8 protein-coding genes are annotated in these 19,992 nt (G+C 37.1%); 4 read left to right on the top strand and 4 right to left on the bottom strand.

Features of this window, described 5'->3' with window-relative positions; genetic code table 11:
- Nucleotides 1–37: 37 nt before the first annotated feature.
- Entirely contained in the window at nucleotides 38–196 is a 159-nt protein-coding gene (locus ACTJIP_RS07035; protein WP_175627214.1) for a hypothetical protein, read from the top strand.
- Between the two features lie 166 nt (nucleotides 197–362).
- On the opposite strand, the gene ACTJIP_RS07030 is transcribed toward ACTJIP_RS07035, so the two are convergent.
- The 4 genes from ACTJIP_RS07030 to dnaE form a co-directional block, all read right to left on the bottom strand.
- On the bottom strand, nucleotides 363–2,687 hold the full coding sequence (locus ACTJIP_RS07030) for a GEVED domain-containing protein (protein ID WP_440704291.1): 2,325 nt from the start codon (nucleotides 2,685–2,687) through the stop codon (nucleotides 363–365).
- 173 nt (nucleotides 2,688–2,860) lie between these two features.
- Nucleotides 2,861–5,689 carry a T9SS type A sorting domain-containing protein gene (locus ACTJIP_RS07025; protein ID WP_440704290.1) on the bottom strand — a complete coding sequence of 943 codons (2,829 nt, stop codon included), beginning with the start codon at nucleotides 5,687–5,689 and terminating at the stop codon, nucleotides 2,861–2,863.
- A 127-nt stretch (nucleotides 5,690–5,816) separates the two neighbouring features.
- Nucleotides 5,817–9,095 carry a fibronectin type III domain-containing protein gene (locus ACTJIP_RS07020; RefSeq protein WP_077415332.1) on the bottom strand — a complete coding sequence of 1,093 codons (3,279 nt, stop codon included), beginning with the start codon at nucleotides 9,093–9,095 and terminating at the stop codon, nucleotides 5,817–5,819.
- A gap of 346 nt (nucleotides 9,096–9,441) precedes the next feature.
- Nucleotides 9,442–14,109, bottom strand: a complete 4,668-nt coding sequence (gene dnaE / locus ACTJIP_RS07015) for a DNA polymerase III subunit alpha (RefSeq protein ID WP_077415334.1) — start codon at nucleotides 14,107–14,109, stop codon at nucleotides 9,442–9,444.
- Nucleotides 14,110–14,371: 262 nt separating this feature from the next.
- Between dnaE and ACTJIP_RS07010 the strand changes: the two genes are divergently transcribed.
- The 3 genes from ACTJIP_RS07010 to ACTJIP_RS07000 all read left to right on the top strand — a co-directional run bounded on the left by ACTJIP_RS07010 (nucleotide 14,372) and on the right by ACTJIP_RS07000 (nucleotide 19,897).
- Nucleotides 14,372–16,513, top strand: a complete 2,142-nt coding sequence (locus ACTJIP_RS07010) for a S8 family peptidase (RefSeq protein WP_440704289.1) — start codon at nucleotides 14,372–14,374, stop codon at nucleotides 16,511–16,513.
- 75 nt (nucleotides 16,514–16,588) lie between these two features.
- A complete protein-coding gene (locus ACTJIP_RS07005; RefSeq protein WP_077415338.1) occupies nucleotides 16,589–18,661 on the top strand; it encodes an alpha-ketoacid dehydrogenase subunit alpha/beta in 2,073 nt (690 codons plus the stop codon).
- A 207-nt stretch (nucleotides 18,662–18,868) separates the two neighbouring features.
- Nucleotides 18,869–19,897: a bestrophin family protein gene (locus ACTJIP_RS07000; protein ID WP_077415340.1), complete on the top strand. Its 1,029-nt coding sequence runs from the start codon at nucleotides 18,869–18,871 to the stop codon at nucleotides 19,895–19,897.
- Nucleotides 19,898–19,992 lie beyond the last annotated feature (95 nt).

Below are 19,992 nucleotides of genomic sequence, written 5' to 3'. Positions count from 1 at the left end.
ATATCAACATAATTTATTCACCAAATACCACAAAATCATGGAACCAAAAAAGAAAAACAAACCGAATAGTTTAGTGATCATTCTTTTTGCACTGGTGGTGCTGATGATCATCGTCTACTTTATATTAGCAATGTTCTTCCCTACTATTTTTGACCTTATGAATAAGGGAGAGATTCAGCCGGTGCCTAATAAATAATGAGTAATTCATAATGATTTATATAACATCGAGTCATATGACAAAATAAAAAGATGAGTGAAATATTTCGCTCATCTTTCTTTTGATCTATTAATTTTCAAAGTAAATACAATAAAAAGGACGGATCATCAATGACCCATCCCTTTCTTTTTATTTAAATGATAAATTATTTTTTAATGGCCTTGATAGTCTGTTTAAATCCATCTTTCATTTCCATTGTAATTAAATAAACACCTTGCATTAAATCTCTTAAATGAATCACAGATTCAGGGTTTGCAATAGTTTTCAATAATCTTCCTGTTGCATCCGTTACAGATACATTTTTCACGTTTTTCACATCAGAAATGTTCAATACATCTGTAAATGGATTAGGATAAACCTGAATAGTATTTTTTGCCAGAGCAACTTCAGCTGTTGCCAGGTTCGCATTGTTAATACTAATATCATCTATATACAGATTATACTGATCCGGATCTGAATAAGCATTAAATCCAAAGTAATACACACCTGTTGCAGGAACTGTAAACGTTATAGATTCTGTATGGGCCATTTCATCATTAATTGAAGGATAATCTGCTATAGAGCCTGTCATAGCCGATGCGTCAGGTGAAGTTCCATAAGCAACTTTCAATTTTTCAACATATGTAGATGAGTTATTACCGTACTTATAGCCAATTGTATATTGTGTTCCCGCTGTCAGGTTCAAACCTTGGGTAAAGAACCACGTATTGCCAGGATTGGAAGAGTTATAATGATAACTTAATACATTGGTAGTAAATCCCTGGCTATCAGAAGGCGGATCTACTGTTTCCCAATTATTCCCAGCTCCTGCGTTAACATTCATTGTACAGCCTGGAAGTTCAGGAACAGTAACACTTTCAAAGTCTATAGCATAAGGAAGGTTCGCACTTGAGCACAATGTTGTAAATGTAGCAGAATCACTCCATATACTTTTGCTTGCAGCACTACATGCAGATCTTACCCATACATAATAAACAGTGGAAGGAGCCAAACTTGGAATATTATAAGTAGTTGTTGTAACTCCTGTAAAATTAGGTGTACTTGTAGCTGTAGGCGCTGTATTGGTTGTGCTGTAATAAATGTCATATCCGCTTGCAGGTACAGGAGTAGCTGCCGTCCAGGAAACCGTAGCTCCTCCGGCAGTAATATTAGACATAACTAATGCATTAGGCTCACTACAAGCTGGCGCTACATCTATATTAATATCATCCACATACAACTGGTTCATATTAGCGTCAGAATATGCCTGGAACCCAAAATAATAAACTCCTGTGGCTGTTGGTGTGAAATTCACAAATGCACTGGTTGCTGTACTGGTAACAATATTTGAGTGATCTGCTAATGTATTGGTCATTCCCGCACCGGTAGCTGAAGTTCCGTAAGCTATTTTCAATTTTTCAGCATATACAGTTCCTTCTGCATTTGCATATTTATATTTAATTCTGTAGGTAACTCCTGCAGTAAGGTTAATACCGTTGGTGAAAAACCAGGTATCAGCATTATTGGCATAGTCATAAGAATACTGAAGAACATTTCCTGTAAATCCTTGAGCATCCAGATCACCGGTCTCCCACATATTTCCTGAACCGTCATTGACTACTGAGGTACAATTTGGAAGATCAGGTGGGGTTATGCTTTCGAAGTCCAACGCATATGGTACTCCTACAGAAACACAGGATGTCATAAATGTTGCCATTTGAGACCATGCACTCTTATTTGAAGTACTGCATACAGAACGTACCCATACATGATAAGTTGTAGCCGGTGCCAGTGAAGAAAGACCAGTACTTAATCCACTGCTTGTTCCGGAAACCACTGTAGCAGCAGTAGGATATGTACTGGAAGTTGAATAATAATATTCATAACCGCTGCCTGGAGCAGAAGCCGGAGCGGTCCATCCCACCTGAGCTGAATTTGCTGTAACGGCAGATACCGTTAAAGCAGAAGGAGCAAAACAAGTTGGAACTGCACCAATTACTACCGTATAATCATGAGCTTCTCCATAGCCGTCTGTATTACAAGGAATAGGGTCACTGGAGAACCTGTCACCCACTCTCATTCTGTAAGTACCAGGAGTAACGGTAGAAGGAATTGCGATAAGCCCTGAGGTAATATTGTCCGCTCCTACTTGAGTACTACTCGCAGAAGCTACAAGTTCCGGAGCTGCATCATCAAAAGTACCATCGTTATTAAAGTCTATCCAAACACGTACATTCTGATCACTGTACCCATGTTTAACACTAAAGTCATAACTCAAACCTGCACTAAGGTTGATCGTCATAGAAGTGTAATCTCCATACGCATCAGTAGAACAACCTGTATTAGGATGATCAAATCCAGCGCCTGGAATTGCAAAGGAATCTATCACATCTCCTCCGCTACACCCGCTTGCAAACGCAGGCGTACAGTAAGTCTGTGCGGAGGATAAAAAGCCGGCCATTAAGAAACCAACAAGTAAAAAATTTCTCATATAAAAACAGTATTAGTTACTCAAATCTAGTGAAAATCAACAATAAAAAAAATATTTTTTTAATTATATCACAATGAATTAAAGTTTTCCTTTTATAAAAGATAATTCCACTTATAAAAAGAGAGGCTACTCAAATTGAGCAGCCTCTTTTTCTTATTTCTTTAAGAAATTATTTATCTTTTAATTGCTTTAACGGTTTGTTTAGATCCGTCTTTCATATTCAAGACTACTAAATACAATCCTTCTTTCAGATCTTCTAAGTGAAGTGAAGAAGAAGGAGTATCGATAGTTTTAACCAACCTTCCGGAAGAATCCAGAATGGAAACTGATTTTACCTTATCTGCTTTTGAAATATTCAGAACACCTGTAAATGGATTTGGGTATGCCCCAATACTTTCTTCAGTTTTGGAAATGTCATAAGTACTAAGAACAACATCATTTTTAATATTAATAGTAAAAACATCTTCTACAAAATCAGTATCCCGCGATCCACTTCCAACATTCACATAATATACAGTTCCTGCAACAGTAGAAAATTCTATTGTCAACGGAAGATTAGCAGAATCTGCAATTTTAGACTTCAGACAAGTTAAATTTCCACAACTTCCCGTATATAATGCAATTCCTGGAAATCTAAATTGACTTCCCACAGGTACTGCAACATTAATCCTATAATTACTACCATCGCCTATAAAAGTAAACCATGTTCCATTATTCATTTTTCCAACATTATAACAAGGTATAGTAAATCCGTTATTATTAGTAGTATGCTGGGCATCAGCCTGTGTATAACTATAAGGATATACGGACACCGGCAAAGCGCCTGAACAATCATCATTCGCAGGAGGAGATACTATTCCTACGCATATATCAAAGTTTATAGCGTAGCCAAAGTCCAAAAGACTGAATACTCTTACATAATAAGTTTCGCCTATTGTAAGATCTGAAACATTATAAATATTATTATTACCTGTAAAAGCATTACTACAAACAATTTTTGTTAAGTTTCCGCAGCTACCTCTAAAAACCTCAAAAAGACCAGATGCATCTCCATTACCATTTATCCCATCTCCTACAACATTTCTCAAACTTATCTGATGAACGGTTGCTGTCGCGGTAAATTTAAACCACACATCATCATCAGGAGCTCCATTACATACTGACCCCGGCACATTGGAAGCAGAAGCTCCTAAAGTTGTCCCAGAAGTTACAGCCGTACAGTTCAAATCAGGATTAACGTTCAAAGTTACGGCATTTACGCATTCATCATTTGCAGGAGCTGGTGTCAAATCTGTTTGTATACATATCTGAAAGTTAAAACCCGATCCCTGTATCTGATTATAATCTACCACTCTTACATAATAAGTTTCTCCTACTGTAAGATTATTAACAAGCACCAAAGAACCACCTGCTGCACTACATACAAAATTATTACAATTACCTTTAAAAACTCTAATCTGTAACCCTCCAGAAGGATTTGGTAATCCTACAGGAACTTTATTAATTAATTTAATTCGATGCCTAGTTCCGGTAGCTGTAAATTTATACCATACATCATATCCAAGCCCAGAGGCACAACCTGGTGTTGGAGAAGTATTTGATAATAAAGTCGTTCCGGAAGTAACAATTGTACAATCCGCCCCAGAATTCACAGGAACATTTATAGCATCAATACAATTATCATTGGATGGCGATGGCGGCAGCGTTCCTACACATATATCAAATTTATGAGATGAATAGCCTGATCCACTAAATACTTTTATATAATAGGTTTCTCCTACTGTAAGGTTATTAACAACAGAAGCAGGACATGATGCACTTGTCACATAACCACATCCAGAACCTGAACATAATATACTTGTCAGATTACCGCAATCACCTTTTAAAACCTGAAAATAAACATACCCACCTCCTAATGGTACAGAGGTTACCTCCTTCAGATTAACTGTATGTGTAGAAGAAGTAGCTGTAAACTTATACCATACGTCACCAGTACTCGTACCACATGATGATGCAGGAGACGATACAGTTGACATCACAGTAGTCCCAGAGGTAAAACTCACACAATTCGTATCTGGATTTACAGTAAGATTTATAGCATTGATACACTCATCATTGGAGGGTATAGCTGGTACTGTCGTAAATTTCTGATTAACACAACCGGAGGATTCTCCTGCTGATGCCACTGCTGTTACTTTAAGATAATAAACTGTACTTGTTAAAAGTGGAGATGAGGGAGTAAAATTTGTTGTAGCAACCGATTGCTGATTAACCACGTCTGTGCCTCCCGGAGTAGTCCCTATAGAAACCTTATAACCTGTCGCTCCCTGTACAGCAGCCCACGTAATATTTGGTGAAACCGGTACAGACGAAGCATTGTCTGAAGGATAATTTATTATTGGGCAATCCGGTAATGGATTAGGAACTAACCCCATAAGACTGACCACAGGTCTATAAGGTAAAAAATGTCCATTTGGAGGATTTGCCGGATCCGGATTGACCGTATTACTCTCTGTATAAAGAGCCTGCTCTGTAGAATTATATACAAAAAAAGGATTTGCAGCATTGGAATTAAATCCGTTTTCATCTACTGCAACAACTAAATTCCTCACATTATCATATGGAAAAGGAGTGGTAAATGTCACTTCTAAAACTCCATTCACATTAGTAACTGTACCTGAATAAACCTGAGTCATTTCCCCAACAGGAATCCACCCAATTTGATAATTTAAAGAGTTTTTTGTGGTATGTCCCAAATAAACCACCCAATTTGATAAATAAGAGGGATTTGCAGAAGGTGCTAAGTAAAACTTAAGCCCTGTAATATTACCTGCTGTATCAGCATTGATTTCCTGTTTTTTATAAATCTGCTGAGAATAGGAATAGCTATAGCCACTATTGACCGGAGCATTCCCGGTAGCCGTACTATTTCCACCCAGCTTGATTTGAGCACTTAATACGATGCTTATCATCAGTAAGCATACAAATAAGATTTTCTTCATGTATAAGTTTTTGGTTATTAATACGTCTACGAATTTACAATAATTTTAAACGTTCTTTTAAAACATTTAAAATAAAAAAAAACGACAGCCAAACAGCTGTCGTTTTATATTATATAATTAATACATTTTATCTTTTAATTGCTTTAACGGTTTGTTTAGATCCGTCTTTCATATTCAAGACTACTAAATACAATCCTTCTTTCAGATCTCTCAATTGAAGTTCAGAAGATGGTTTCTCAATTGTTTTAATCAATCTTCCGGAAACATCAACGATTGAAACAGATTGTACCTTGGATACATCAGAAATTGTTAAGGTCTCAGTAAACGGATTAGGATATACATTAATCTTATGGTCTTTTGCGACAGTTTCAGAAGTTGCCAAATTAGGATTTTGTTTTACTTCAACATTATCTAAAAGAAGATCATCATAGAAATATCCGTTACCATTTACGTTTTTATCTACAGTAAATCTCACCTGAATAGTTGCTCCAATATAGGAAGCCGCTAAAGGAACAGCAACTGTTCTCCATTGATTTAAGTTGGTATTATCACTAAAAATCACTACCCAGCCATTTCCATCGTTTACCTCTACAGTAAGTTTATTATTATCATAACTAGAAGGTGAAACTGTAGTACTGGTTGACATAGAATGGTTTTTAAACCAATCAAAAGAAACAAGAGGAGCCGTTAATCCTGTTAAATTTACAGAAGGAGTAACCAATTGTACAGTATTTGTACCCGCTCCCGCATATGGTGAGCTTGCATCTACCCATGCATATGTTCCTGCAGCTTTTCCGTTATTAGCCGGACTTGCACCATAATCTCCATTTCCTGAGAACTTCCAGAAAAGGTTTGCATCTGTACCTGTTGCTGTAGGGTTTACATTATTCCAACAGTTTGGCGCTGCTCCACTATCAAAGTTTTGAGTAAAAGGTGCCATAACAGTTCCACAAAGAGTATTAAATGTAGCAACAATACTCCATACACTCTTATCAGAAGAACTACAAACAGATCTCACCCATACATAATAAGTAGTAGAAGGAGACAATCCGGATAAAGGAGCTGAAGTTGTAGTACTGTTTCCTAAAGCTGTAGTAGAGGCTGTAGGAGCTGTACTGTTTGTTGAATAATAATATTCATAACCACTTCCAGGAGCTGTAGCTGGTGCAGTCCATGAAATACTTGCTCCGTTTGTTGTAATTGCTGAAACAGCAACTGCTGATGGCTCTGAACAAGTAGGTGTAACATCTATATTGATATCATCCACATAGATTTGATTCATATCAGCAAGAGAATAAGCCTGGAATCCAAAATAATAAACCCCTGTTGCATTTGGCGTAAAATCTACAAAAGTATTTGTAGCAGTTCCACCGGTAATATTTGCATGATCAGCTAAAGTATTTGTCATCGCTGCACTTGTAGCCGAAGATCCGTAAGCAACTTTTACTTTTTCAGGATATTGTGTTGTTCCGGTTGCATTTGCATATTTATATTTGATTCTATAGCTAACTCCGGCTGTAAGATTTAACCCTTGTGTAAAGAACCACGTATTGGCAGCATTACTGCTGTTATATGAATAGTTAAGCACTTTCCCGGTAAACCCAGTTGGAGCTGTAGCTGTTTTCCATAAATTTCCTGAACCACTATTAATAACAGTTGTACACATTGGTAAAGCAGGTGTTGTAACACTTTCAAAATCTAAAGTATATGGCAGGTTTACTGAATTACATACTGTTTGGAAAGATCTTACTGTACATGCTGTAGCCGGCCCTGTAATATTCGCTGTATACGCAGTAACAGAGTAATAGTAAGTGGTAGCAAAATTTAAAGGTGTAGCTAATGTATAAGAACTATTAGTACCGCCAGCGATATCTATGTCTAAAATATCGTTTCCTCCTGAAGTTGTTCCAACTTTTAGTTTGTAACCAGTTGCTCCATTTATTGCATTCCATGTTATTGTAGGCGTTACACTTACTCCTGTAGCACTAGATGCCGGAGCTGTAACTGTCGGACAAAGACCTAAAGTTGTGAAGTTGGCTGAACTTGACCACACCCCTTTATCAGTTCCATTACAGTTTCCTCTCACCCAATAATAATACTGAGTTGAAGGAGTTAAACCTGATAAATCTGCTGTTAAAACCCCGGCACCAACAGAACCTGATGGAGTAACTGTTGAAATTGGCGTAGTTGAAGATGTAGAATAATAATATTCATATCCATTACCTGGAGGCGTTGTTGAAGCTGTCCAGCTTATGGTTGCAGATTCAGGAGTTAAGGAAGAAGAAGAAAGGCCGGTTACTGTACTTACACAGTTAGGTGTAGTTGTAAAAGATCCTGTAGATGCATACCCACTTCCCGTTCCGGCTGCATTTGGAATATGGGAGTATACAGATTGTACTGCGCCATTTAAAGCCTGTACCTGCACCTGATAGGTTGTATTCTGAGTAAGCCCCGTAATGGTAGCAGTAGCAGCAGAAACAGGATTACCAACAAGATTAGTCCAATCACAGCTTCCAACTGCTCTGTACTGAACATTGTAGGCTGTTGCGCCCGTTGGAGCAGTCCAATTTACCGTTGCAGCATTATTGGTAATTGCAGTTGCAGCAGCAAAAGTTCTTACCGGTGCCTGCGTACCAGGTACCCATGTATACTGCAGACCAGCCGGGATTTTAACACTTGCATTTGTTGTACTGGAAAAAAGCATAGTACTGTTATTAGCACTACCCGTAACGGCTTTAGACCAATCACAAGTAGTTCCAGACGGCACATTGCCAATCATCAGAGAATTTACATTGGATGCATAGGTAGTACTATTTCCTCTTATTCCTACATGAGGAGTGCTATTTGAGGTACTGGTTCCTGGATCCGTACAGTTTCCATATATAATTTTGATTTCACCGGTAGCATACACCAAACGAATCTGAAAATTTAATCTTTCAGTAGATCTATTGCTGTAATTAGCATGATCCTGCCATTGTACAACAAATTCAGTTCCGAGATCTTCATATCGAACTTCATGATTTCCAATCGGCTGTGTTGCATCTGATGATGAAAAACCTCCATCCTGCCCAAAAGCAGAAATCGCCCCTGTCGTTGATCCCAGACTCGACATCGGTGTATAGTTTGTCCCCGAAGGTGCAGCTCCAAAAGCTATAAACCCATTTGCACTCACGTAACATGTTGTCATTGCAACACCACCGAAAGTAAAGGGAGAAGATAAAGGAATTGCTGCCGACACCTCATTATCATAAGTTGTATTAGTTCCGGTAGGAAATAATTTTGTTCCCCCCGTGATTGAGGTGTACGTCATCCCGCTACTTTTTGAAAAAGTATAGTTGGCGACATTAGTTTGTGCATAGACTCCCATACTCAGGAAGGCTAAACACGAAAGTAGTAATCTCTTCATAAATAGTAATAATAAAAGTTAGGACGGTAAATGTATAAATATTAATTTATATTTTAAATTAAAAATCAAAAATTATCACAAAACATTAAACAAAAACACATAAAAAACATCATTAAAATACAATAAAATCAAACGTTTATTTAATTTAATAATTATTTCGCAATATGTTGAAAAATACCAAAACACTAACAATCAATTATTTAAATTACTATATCATTAAAATAGACTTCAGAAAATTTTTCTATTTAACACAAAAAACTATTTATAAATTTTCATCAATACTCTCAATATGTAAACAAAAAAAGAGTGGCTTTTGACCACTCTCTATATTATTATATATTTTTTTCTAATTTAAATAAAATTCATATTTATTAAGAAGCTGGATTTCTTTAATCAAGTCTCCATTCAGATCTACCGAATGCTTCATAGACTGTACTTCGATATGGGAATCATCCTCAAGATTTTTGATAAAGAACTTCAGCTTTTGATTTCCTTTATTTCTATCAAGTACTGTTCTGAAAAAGTCCAGATCTTCAGCTCTTACATCCATAACATCCATGACCAGAGATATACTCTTAGCAAACCTTTCAAATGCTTCCTGCAGTTCTATCACATCATTTACATTAACAAAGACTCTTCCATCCTTCACCTGAGCAAATTTTATTTTGAAAATAACAAACCTCTGTACCTCCAGCTTTTCCTTCAGCCTCATATAATCCCTGTCTCCCAATCTGAATGAATACGATCCCGAATAATCTTCCAGGGTAACAAAAGCTACTTTTTCGCCGCTCCTGAAACCATCTTTCACCACATATTCCGTAATCAGACCGGCAACAGTATATTCTTTTCCACCACCGCCGTTTTCTCTTTCTTTTTGTAAGGTTTTCCAGTCTTTTTTCTTTTCTTCAAAAAGTTCTTCCTGTTTATTTGCAAAAGCCTGCTCTTTATAGGCATCCACTTCATCAAGATTCAAAAAATGAAAAACTCCTTTCGGTTCAGCTTTTTTTGTAACTTCTTCTATAACTTCTTCCTCTTCACCGGCAACGATGTCATCAGAAACAATTTCCACAAGATCCGCAACCTCATCAATAGAGTCTTTTTCAAGAATAGGAGCTTCATCTATAACTGCTTTTTCCTCATCCTTCTCCAACACTGACTTTTTGGAAAGCTGCCCCTGCATAAACTGATATTGGTATTTAAATTCATCCAGCGGATGTGCAGAAAGATAAAATCCGATCGTTTCTTTTTCTTTATTAAGTTTATGCATGTTTGGCCATTCCGGGCAGGGTGCCAGTTTCGGCTGCTCAATCTGAACTTCCTCTGCAAAATCCGCAAAAAGAGAATGTTCCATCTCATTTTTACTCTCCTGGAAACTTTGTCCGTATCTGATCAATCTTTCAAGATTCGTTCTTCCGGCCATATCAATATCAAAATATTGACCTCTGTGGAAAGAATCCAATTCATCAAAAGCTCCTGCAAGCACCAAACTTTCCGCTACTCTTTTATTCATTTGCGAAGGCAGAATTCTTTCAAAAAAATCATAAATATTTTTGAATCTTCCGTTCGTTCTTTCCCGTGTAATTCCTTCACTCGGCCCTTCTCCAATCCCTTTGATTGCTCCTAACCCAAAACGGATCTGTCCTTTTTCGTTTACAGAGAATTTATATTGAGATTCATTCACATCCGGTCCTAATACATCTACTCCCATACTTTTGCAATCCTCCATAAACATGGTAATTGAATCCGTATTGTTAATGTTATTACTCATCACACTCGCCATATATTCTGCAGGATAATTGGCTTTCAGATAGGCTGTCTGGTAAGCAATAAATGCGTAACAAGTGGAGTGAGATTTATTGAAGGCATATTCCGCAAAGGCTTTCCAGTCATTCCAGATTTTCTCCAGCCTTTCTTCATTCAGGTTATTTTTTCTACCTCCTTCAATGAATTTCGGGTACATTTTATTAAGGACATCGATCTGCTTTTTACCCATCGCTTTTCTCAAAGTATCAGCTTCACCTTTTGTAAAATTAGCCAGCTTCTGGGACAAAAGCATTACCTGCTCCTGATAAACGGTAATCCCGTATGTTTCTCTTAAATATTCTTCTGTTTCTGGTAGGTCATAAACGATCTCTTCAATTCCGTGCTTTCTATTAATGAAATTTGGAATATATTTAATCGGCCCCGGACGATACAGGGCATTCATTGCAATAAGGTCAGCAAAAACCGTTGGTTTAAGCTCCCTCATGTATTTTTGCATTCCGGGACTTTCGTACTGGAAAATCCCTACTGTCCTTCCTTCTTTAAATAATTGATAGGTCTTCGTATCATCAAGCGGAATAAGATCCGGATCAATGTCTAAGCCATGTCTTGCTTTTACCAGTTTCAATGCATCTTTAATGATCGTCAACGTCCTCAACCCAAGGAAGTCCATTTTCAGAAGACCTGCACTTTCCGCCACGGAGTTATCAAACTGTGAAACCAGAATATCCGCATCTTTTGCAGCAATAGTTACGGGTACAAGATTACTTACATCTTCCGGGGTAATAATCACCCCACAGGCATGAATACCTGTATTCCTGATACAGCCTTCCATTTTTTTCGCACTCGAAAGTACGTCATGACGGGCATCATCCGGGCTATTCAGAACATATCTCATTTCATCAACAAGCATCTGTTCTTCCGGTTTTAATTTATCATATTTAGATAAAGCTTTTGCAATATTCATTCCCGGGCTTGGCGGAATTAATTTTGCAATATTATTTGTATCCGGAATCGGAACATCAAGCACTCTTCCCGCATCTTTAATCGCAGATTTTCCTCCTAAAACAGAGTACGTAATAATCTGTGCGACCTGATTTTTACCGTATTTTTCAACTACCCATTTGATAATTTTATCACGGCCTTCATCATCAAAGTCAATATCAATATCCGGCATGGAAACCCTTTCCGGATTCAAAAATCTTTCAAAAAGCAAATCATATTTAATAGGATCCACATTGGTAATTCCTGTACAATATGCTACGGCAGAACCTGCAGCAGAACCACGGCCGGGACCAACCCAAACCCCCATTTTTCTTGCTTCATTACAAAAATCCTGCACAATCAGGAAATAACCTGGATATCCTGTGTTAGCAACTACTTCCAGTTCAAAATCTAAACGTTCTTTAATTTCGGCTGTGATTCCGGTATCTGCATATCTTTTTTTCGCTCCTTCATATGTTAAATGCGTCAAATATGCCATTTCACCACGTTTCCCTCCATCAATATCATCTTCAGCATGAATAAATTCTTCCGGAATATCGAATTTTGGAAGTAAAACATCTCTTTTTAATGTATAAGGCTTAAATTTCGCAGTGAATTCTTCATAAGCATCAAAAGCATCAGGATACGCTAAAAAAGTTTCTTTTATTTCATCAGAATTTTTGATGTAATATTCTCCTGTAGCTAATCCTCTTCTCTTTCCAAAGCCTTTTCCAACAGGAGTTGTCAATTTTTCTCCGTCTTTAATACAGCTTACAATATCCTGAATATTAGAATCGTCTTTATTGGTATAAAAAGTTTCGTTCTGGGCTAAAATCTTAACATTATATTTATCTGCAAAATGCAGTAAAACATCATTTAAATGCTCTTCTTCAGGCAGTTTATGATTTTGAATCTGAACATAAAAGTCATCTTCAAAAGTATCTTTCCACCATTTGAAAAGCTCCTCCCCTTTTTGCTCACCGGTATTTAAAATAGCATCCGGAATATCTCCCAGAATTCCGGAAGTCAGAGCAATTAAACCCTTTTTATATTCAGCAATCAATTCACGGCTGATCCTTGGAACTCCAAAATAAAATCCTTTTAAGAATCCGATACTTGAAAGTTTTGCCAGGTTTTTATATCCTTCAAAATCTTTCGCTAATAAAACCACCTGCGTTCTTCTGTCAGGATCATCTTTGGTAAACTGCTTCTGTTCGTAACGGTCTGAAATATAAAATTCACAGCCTACAACAGGAACTAAAGGCTCTGAAACAGGCTCAGCCTCATTAAATTCTTCTCCGTTTTCTTCTGCTTCCTGTTTTTTTGCTAAATATTCTTTATGTTTTTTTGCGCGGTCACTATTTGCACCTTCAATTGCTGAAACAAATTTAAAGGCACCCATCATATTTCCCAAATCCACCATTCCAACGGCAGGGAAATTGTCATCCGTAGCTTTTTTAATTAAATCATTAATGCTGGAAGTCGCCATTAATGTTGAGAAAACACTGTGATTGTCAAAATTGAAATATTTACCCAGATCAATTTCATCAACACTTCCGAAATCCTGCTGCTTTTTCTTATTATGAAAATCTGCAACCTGCCTTCTGATAACAATATTGAAAGGTTTTATCGGATCGGGATAAAGGCTCTTGAAATACGCCAGCTGATCCTCAGAAATCTTTAATGTTTCCGCGGGAACAACTCCAATTCTTATCATTTCAAAAAAAGCTCTTGCCGTAGCATTTACGTCGGCAGCAGCATTATGTGCCTCATCAAATTTGCTTCCATAAAGCTTTTCATAAAGTTCTTCAAGTTTCGGAGATTTATATCTCCCTCCCCTTCCTCCGCCTAGCTGACAGAAGTCGGTTCCCAAAATCATGGTATCCGCTTTGGGTTTTTCCTGTAGATTATCTTTAAGATTTTTTCTGTAAAATTCTGCTCCAACGATATTGTAATCGAATTCCACATTGTGTCCGGAAACGACTCTTACTCTATCTAAGACTTCAGCAAATTCATTTAAAACTTCTTCAAGGTCACGGCCTTCTTCATTGGCAATTTTCGTTGTAATTCCGTGAATACGGGCTGCATTGAAGGGAATATCATATCCTTCAGGTTTTATTATATAATCCTGGTTTTCAACTAAATTTCCGTCATCATCGTGTACCTGCCATGCTATCTGAACCATTCTTGGCCAGTTTTCCGAATCTGAAAGCGGAGCGTTGAAATTTTTTGGTAAACCTGTTGTTTCTGTGTCAAAAATTAAATACATATAATGTTCTAACTTTTTTATAAAAGAGAATGTAAAGTTACTCCATTTTTTCCAATTAGTTTATACTAAACATAAAGAATAAACCCTATTCACAATAACAAAATCATTACATTTTATTAAAAAAATAAACAACTCAAACAAGAATGAAATAAAATATTAAAATATTATTAAAAAAATTAGAATTATCTACCAAAACTAACTAGTTATCAGTTTTTTGCTATAAATTTGATTAACTATAATTTTTACAATTTATTACTCAAAAATGAAGAAACAATTACTTTTAATCAGCACATTGATTATTACATTAGCAAGTGCGCAAAACAATGAAGAATTAAACAGTCAATTAGAACGCCAAAGAATAGACAACAATGAAAGGTTTGATTCTTATGTATCTAAACGATATGGCTCTAACAAAACTCCTGAAGTTTTAAAAGAGATTGAGCAGCAAAGAACCAATCTGGCAGGGTTTTTACCTGATAACAGACCCTATTTTTTTCAAGCTCATGACATGGATCAGATTAAAAACTCCAATTCTGATTTTTTACAGGGAGGAACTATTACAGGTTTAACGGGATCTTTTAACGGCGAAGGTATTAAGTTCACTATTTTCGACGGAAGTACCTCATCCGGTGTAGCAAGAGTATTTGCTGGTCACGTTTTTTTTAACAATTTACCGAATAGAATAACGAATAAAGAAAGCAGCACTGTCAATTATGGCGACCACGCAACAGCTGTTTCCAGTTTTATAGGAGCAAAAGATTACCCATATACCGTAACATTTACGAATGGTACAACAAGACAGGTTAATTTCAAAGGAATTGCACCTAATTCTACTATAGATGCCTATGCTTTTGGAACTTCTGTTCTGGACGGCGAAACTACCCCAAAAACAGTATTTCAAAAAATTACAACGGCTCAACCTAACATTTCCAATCATTCTTACGGAACCAATCAGGGATGGGCTGACCCCCAGCTGATTAATAATGAACCTTCATGGGTATGGAATGGGGCGTTTTCAAGCCCAAATAATACCTTTGATGCTCAGGGAACTTATCATACGAATGATCGTGACTATGACCAGATTGTATACAACAACCCCTCATATATCATCGTAAAATCTGCAGGAAACTCATTTGGTGAAGGGCCTAGCGCTGATACAAGCACTTATAAAAAGTATTATAAAGATAATTCGGGAAATTTAGTTGAATTCACAGCAACTGATACATTACCTCAAAACAATTGTGCACAGGGATATGACTGTATAGGGATTGGGTCTCTCGGAAAAAACATTATCGTTGTAGCAGCAGCAGATAGAATTACAACTAATGACGGAAGATACACAAGTTCTTCAGATGTTATTCATTCCTCTTACAGCAGTGCCGGACCAAGAGACGACGGAGGTATCAAACCGGATATTACCGCTGTAGGAACAAGTGTTGCCAGTGCATGGACAGACAATAATGCTACAGGAGGCAGCAAGATCGATATAGGAGACGGAACTTCTTATTCTGCACCTGTTGTGACAGGTATTATTGGACTTTGGATACAGATTAACAAACAACTATTTTCCGGAAGTTTATTACATGCTGCATCGGCAAAAACCTTAATGGTACACTCAGCAAAAGAAGCAGGAAATATAGGCCCTGACCCACAATTTGGCTGGGGATTTATTGATGCAAAAAAAGGAGCAGAACTTCTTGTAGGGAAATCCAACAACAGTATTATCTTTAATGATGAAACATTAAACAGCGGAGTTGCCAATGTAAAAACAGTAAAAGCATCAGGTTCAGAGCCGTTAAAAGTTACCATATCATGGGTAGATCCTGAGTTCACCAACTTTACCAATCAATGGAATAATATTTACAATAACAGAGGTTCCAAACTGATTAATGACCTGGATCTAAAAATCACAGACACTACTACCAATACTGTTTATTACCCATGGAAACTGGATGCCAACAACCCAATGACTCCGGCTACTAAAGGAGATAATACCGTAGATAATGTTGAACAGGTTGTGATTGATACTCCGGTTGCTGGAAGAACTTATAAAATAGAGATCACAAATAAAGGAATACTTAAAAACAATGCAGGCGGAAATGCTCCTCAAAACTACTCTATTATCACAACAGGGTTTACCGAGTTATTAGGAACCAGAGAAGCTGCAAATCCTCTTAATAATCTGGCAATAGCACCTACAGTTACAAAGGACTTTACAAACATCCTGAAAGCACCTAAAAAATCTACTTTCAATGTATATGATCTTACAGGTAAAAAACTACAAAACGGAATCATCAACAATGATAAAGAACAGATAGATTTATCCACATATACAAAAGGAATTTACATCATTGAAGTAAAAACAGACAAAGATGTTATTTCTAAAAAAGTGATCAAGGAATAACCTATATCTACAAAGATTTTATACAAAATACTAACAGTTGTTAGTATTTTGTTTTTTTGTGTATATTTGCTTCCTATGGAAAATGCACTTCACGAAAAAGTTTCTCAGGATATATTGCTCAAAGCGTATAATCATATGATGCTGGCCAAAGCAATGGCCGATATTTACGAAGAAAACAGAAATATCTGTAAATATGTTCATAGTACTTCAAGAGGCCATGAAGCCATCCAGCTTGCAACAGCTTATCAGCTAAAGAAAGAAGACTGGGTTTCTCCTTATTACAGAGACGAAAGTATTCTTTTGGGAATTGGTTTTGAGCCTTATCAATTGATGCTTCAATTACTGGCTAAAGCTGATGATCCTTTTTCAGGAGGAAGATCTTATTATTCCCATCCTTCAAGCAGGGATGAAAACAAACCCAAAATTGTTCACCAGAGTTCCGCAACCGGAATGCAAACCATTCCTACTACAGGAGTAGCTCAGGGAATCAAATACATACAGGATTTCAATCTTCAGGAGTTCGAAAATAACCCTGTTGTTGTCTGCAGCCTTGGAGACAATTCTGTTACAGAAGGTGAAGTGAGTGAGGCTTTACAGTTTGCCGCTTTACATCAGCTTCCTATTATTTTCCTTGTACAGGATAATGAATGGGGAATTTCTGTAACGAAGGATGAAGCGAGAACCTGCGATGCCTATGATTTTGTTGCCGGATTCACCGGATTAAGCAGAATGAGAGTAGACGGAACAGATTTCGTGGAAAGTTTCGAAGCGATGAAAAAAGCTGTAGATTTTGTAAGAACGGAAAGAAAACCTTTAGTCGTTTGTGCAAAAACTGTTTTAATCGGGCATCATACTTCCGGAGTAAGAAGAGAATTCTATAGAGACGAAGAAGATTTAACTAAACACAGAGCTAAAGATCCGGGAGAAATCCTTAGAAAACATTTACTGGAAACAGGTACTGATGAAGATCTTTTAAAGCAGATCACAAAAAAGGCCCGCCTGGAAGCTGAAGAAGCTTTTGAAAGAGCTAAAAACGCTGAAGACCCGAAGCCAGAATCTGTAATGCAGCATGTTTTTGCCCCTACTCCGATTACAGAGGAAACAGGAACACGTGAACCTGCCAACGGAGAAAAAATTGTGATGGTAGATGCTGCCATCCACGCGATACAGGAATTGATGTGGAAACACCCTGAAGCTCTTCTTTACGGACAGGATGTTGGAGAAAGAATTGGTGGGGTTTTCCGTGAAACAGTAACTTTAGGAAAGAAATTCGGAAGCAAAAGGGTATTTAATACAGCAATTCAGGAAGCTTATATCATTGGATCTACAGCCGGAATGAGTGCTGTAGGACTAAAACCAATCGTTGAGGTTCAGTTTGCAGATTATATTTATCCGGGAATCAACCAGCTAATTACAGAGATTTCAAAATCCAACTATTTAAGTGGTGGAAAATTCCCTGTAAGCAATATCATCCGTGTTCCTATCGGAGCATACGGAGGTGGTGGTCCCTATCACAGTGGAAGTGTTGAAAGTATTTTAGCCAATATCAAAGGAATCAAAATAGCATATCCAAGTAATGCAGCAGACTTTAAAGGTCTGTTAAAAGCAGCTTATTACGATCCGAATCCGGTAGTAATGCTGGAGCACAAAGGATTATACTGGAGTAAAGTTCCGGGAACTGAAGATGCGAAAACAATAGAACCTGCTGAAGACTATGTACTTCCGTTTGGAAAAGGAAAAGTAATCATCGAAGCAGATAAAGATGAAACTGAAAAAGGCAGAACTTTATTAGTGGTTACTTACGGAATGGGTGTTTACTGGGCTAAAGAAGCCGCTAAGAATTTCAATGGAAGAATTGAGGTGATTGATTTAAGAACATTAATTCCTCTTGATGAAGAACTTGTTTTTGAAAGAGTAAAAGCGCATGGAAAATGTATCGTTCTCACTGAAGAACAGCTTAATAACTCTTTTGCAGAAGCTTTTGCCCACCGTATTTCCAAAAACTGCTTCAAATATCTTGATGCACCGGTAGAAACCATGGGATCACTGGATGTACCTGCTGTACCAATCAATCTGATCCTGGAAAAAGAAATGCTTCCCAATGCTGAAAAGCTCAGCAATAAGATTGAAGAAATGCTGAAATATTAATTTTATATCAACTTAAAACCTCTAAAAATTTTTAGAGGTTTTTTTATGCAATTTTTTCACTACATTTATTTAAGATTATCATTCTCAACCCTAGACTATTATAAACCAAGAAAACCTGATTATCCATTACCTGACAGGCATTACAAAACAAAACACATCATAGTTTGGTATTTATTTTGTCTCTACACGCAAAACACATCTATCTTTATGATCACAACCAAATACGTCAATTATAAACAGGTTCTCAATCTGGCCGGTATACATCTTATCTTAATCTCTATCTGGTGTACATTGATTGCTGTTTTCTTTTACTTCTTCAACTGGCACTGGATGACAATTCCCTGGGTTCCTGTAGCACTGATTGGTACAGCAGAGGCATTTCTTGTGGGTTTTAAAAATAACCAGGCTTATGACAGACTTTGGGAAGCCAGAAAAATCTGGGGTGGTATTGTGAATTCAAGCCGTTCATTTGCTTCTATGGTGTATGCTTTTGATACCAAAAATGAAGGAATTGGCGTTTTTGATCTTGAAGACCGTAAAAAAAGAATTGTTTATCGTCATATTGCATGGTTGTATACTTTCCGTGAACAACTTTTGGTTCCTACAGAATGGGAACATATCAGTACAGAAAAGAAATTTGGGAATATCAATCTGAGAAGAAACAGATTGATCAAAGCTGGATTCCCTGATTACGGAAGAGCCCCTATTTTCCTCCACAAATACCTTTCGGAGGAAGAATATGATCTTAAGAATGATTATAAAAACTTTGCTACCTACCTGACTGCTCAACAGGCAAAAGACATCAATGAACTTAAAAATATGGGTGCTATTACAGAATTCAACCAAACTCAGCTGCAGAACGCCCTGAATGAATTCTATAATTTTCAGGGACAGGCAGAAAGAATCAAAAAATTTCCTTCTCCAAGACAATTTGCCAGCACAGCCTTTGTTTTTAATATTCTTTTTATCATGCTTCTTCCGCTAGGATTAGTAAATGAGTTTGCGAAACTTGGCGATTGGGGAATCTGGACTTCTATTCCGTTCTGTATCATTATCGGATGGATCTACATCATTATGGAACTGGTGGGAGACTATTCTGAAAACCCATTTGCAGGATTGATGTTTGATGTACCTATGCTTTCTATCTGCAGAACGATTGAAATAGACCTTCTTCAGATGAGCGGAGAAACAGATCTCCCTGATCCTATTTCTTCTAAAAACGGAGTGTTGGTTTAATTTCTTTCTTAAAAGAGCCATCTGTCAGACCCTGAAAATCATTCAAAAAAAAATTAAAAATATTCTTTAAAACATATTTAAAAGATCATTGTTTT

Source organism: Chryseobacterium sp. 22543 (genome assembly GCF_052044565.1).
GTDB lineage: Bacteria > Bacteroidota > Bacteroidia > Flavobacteriales > Weeksellaceae > Chryseobacterium.
Note: the sequence above shows the minus strand (reverse complement) of the source record. Positions and strands in the feature narration are given on the sequence as shown.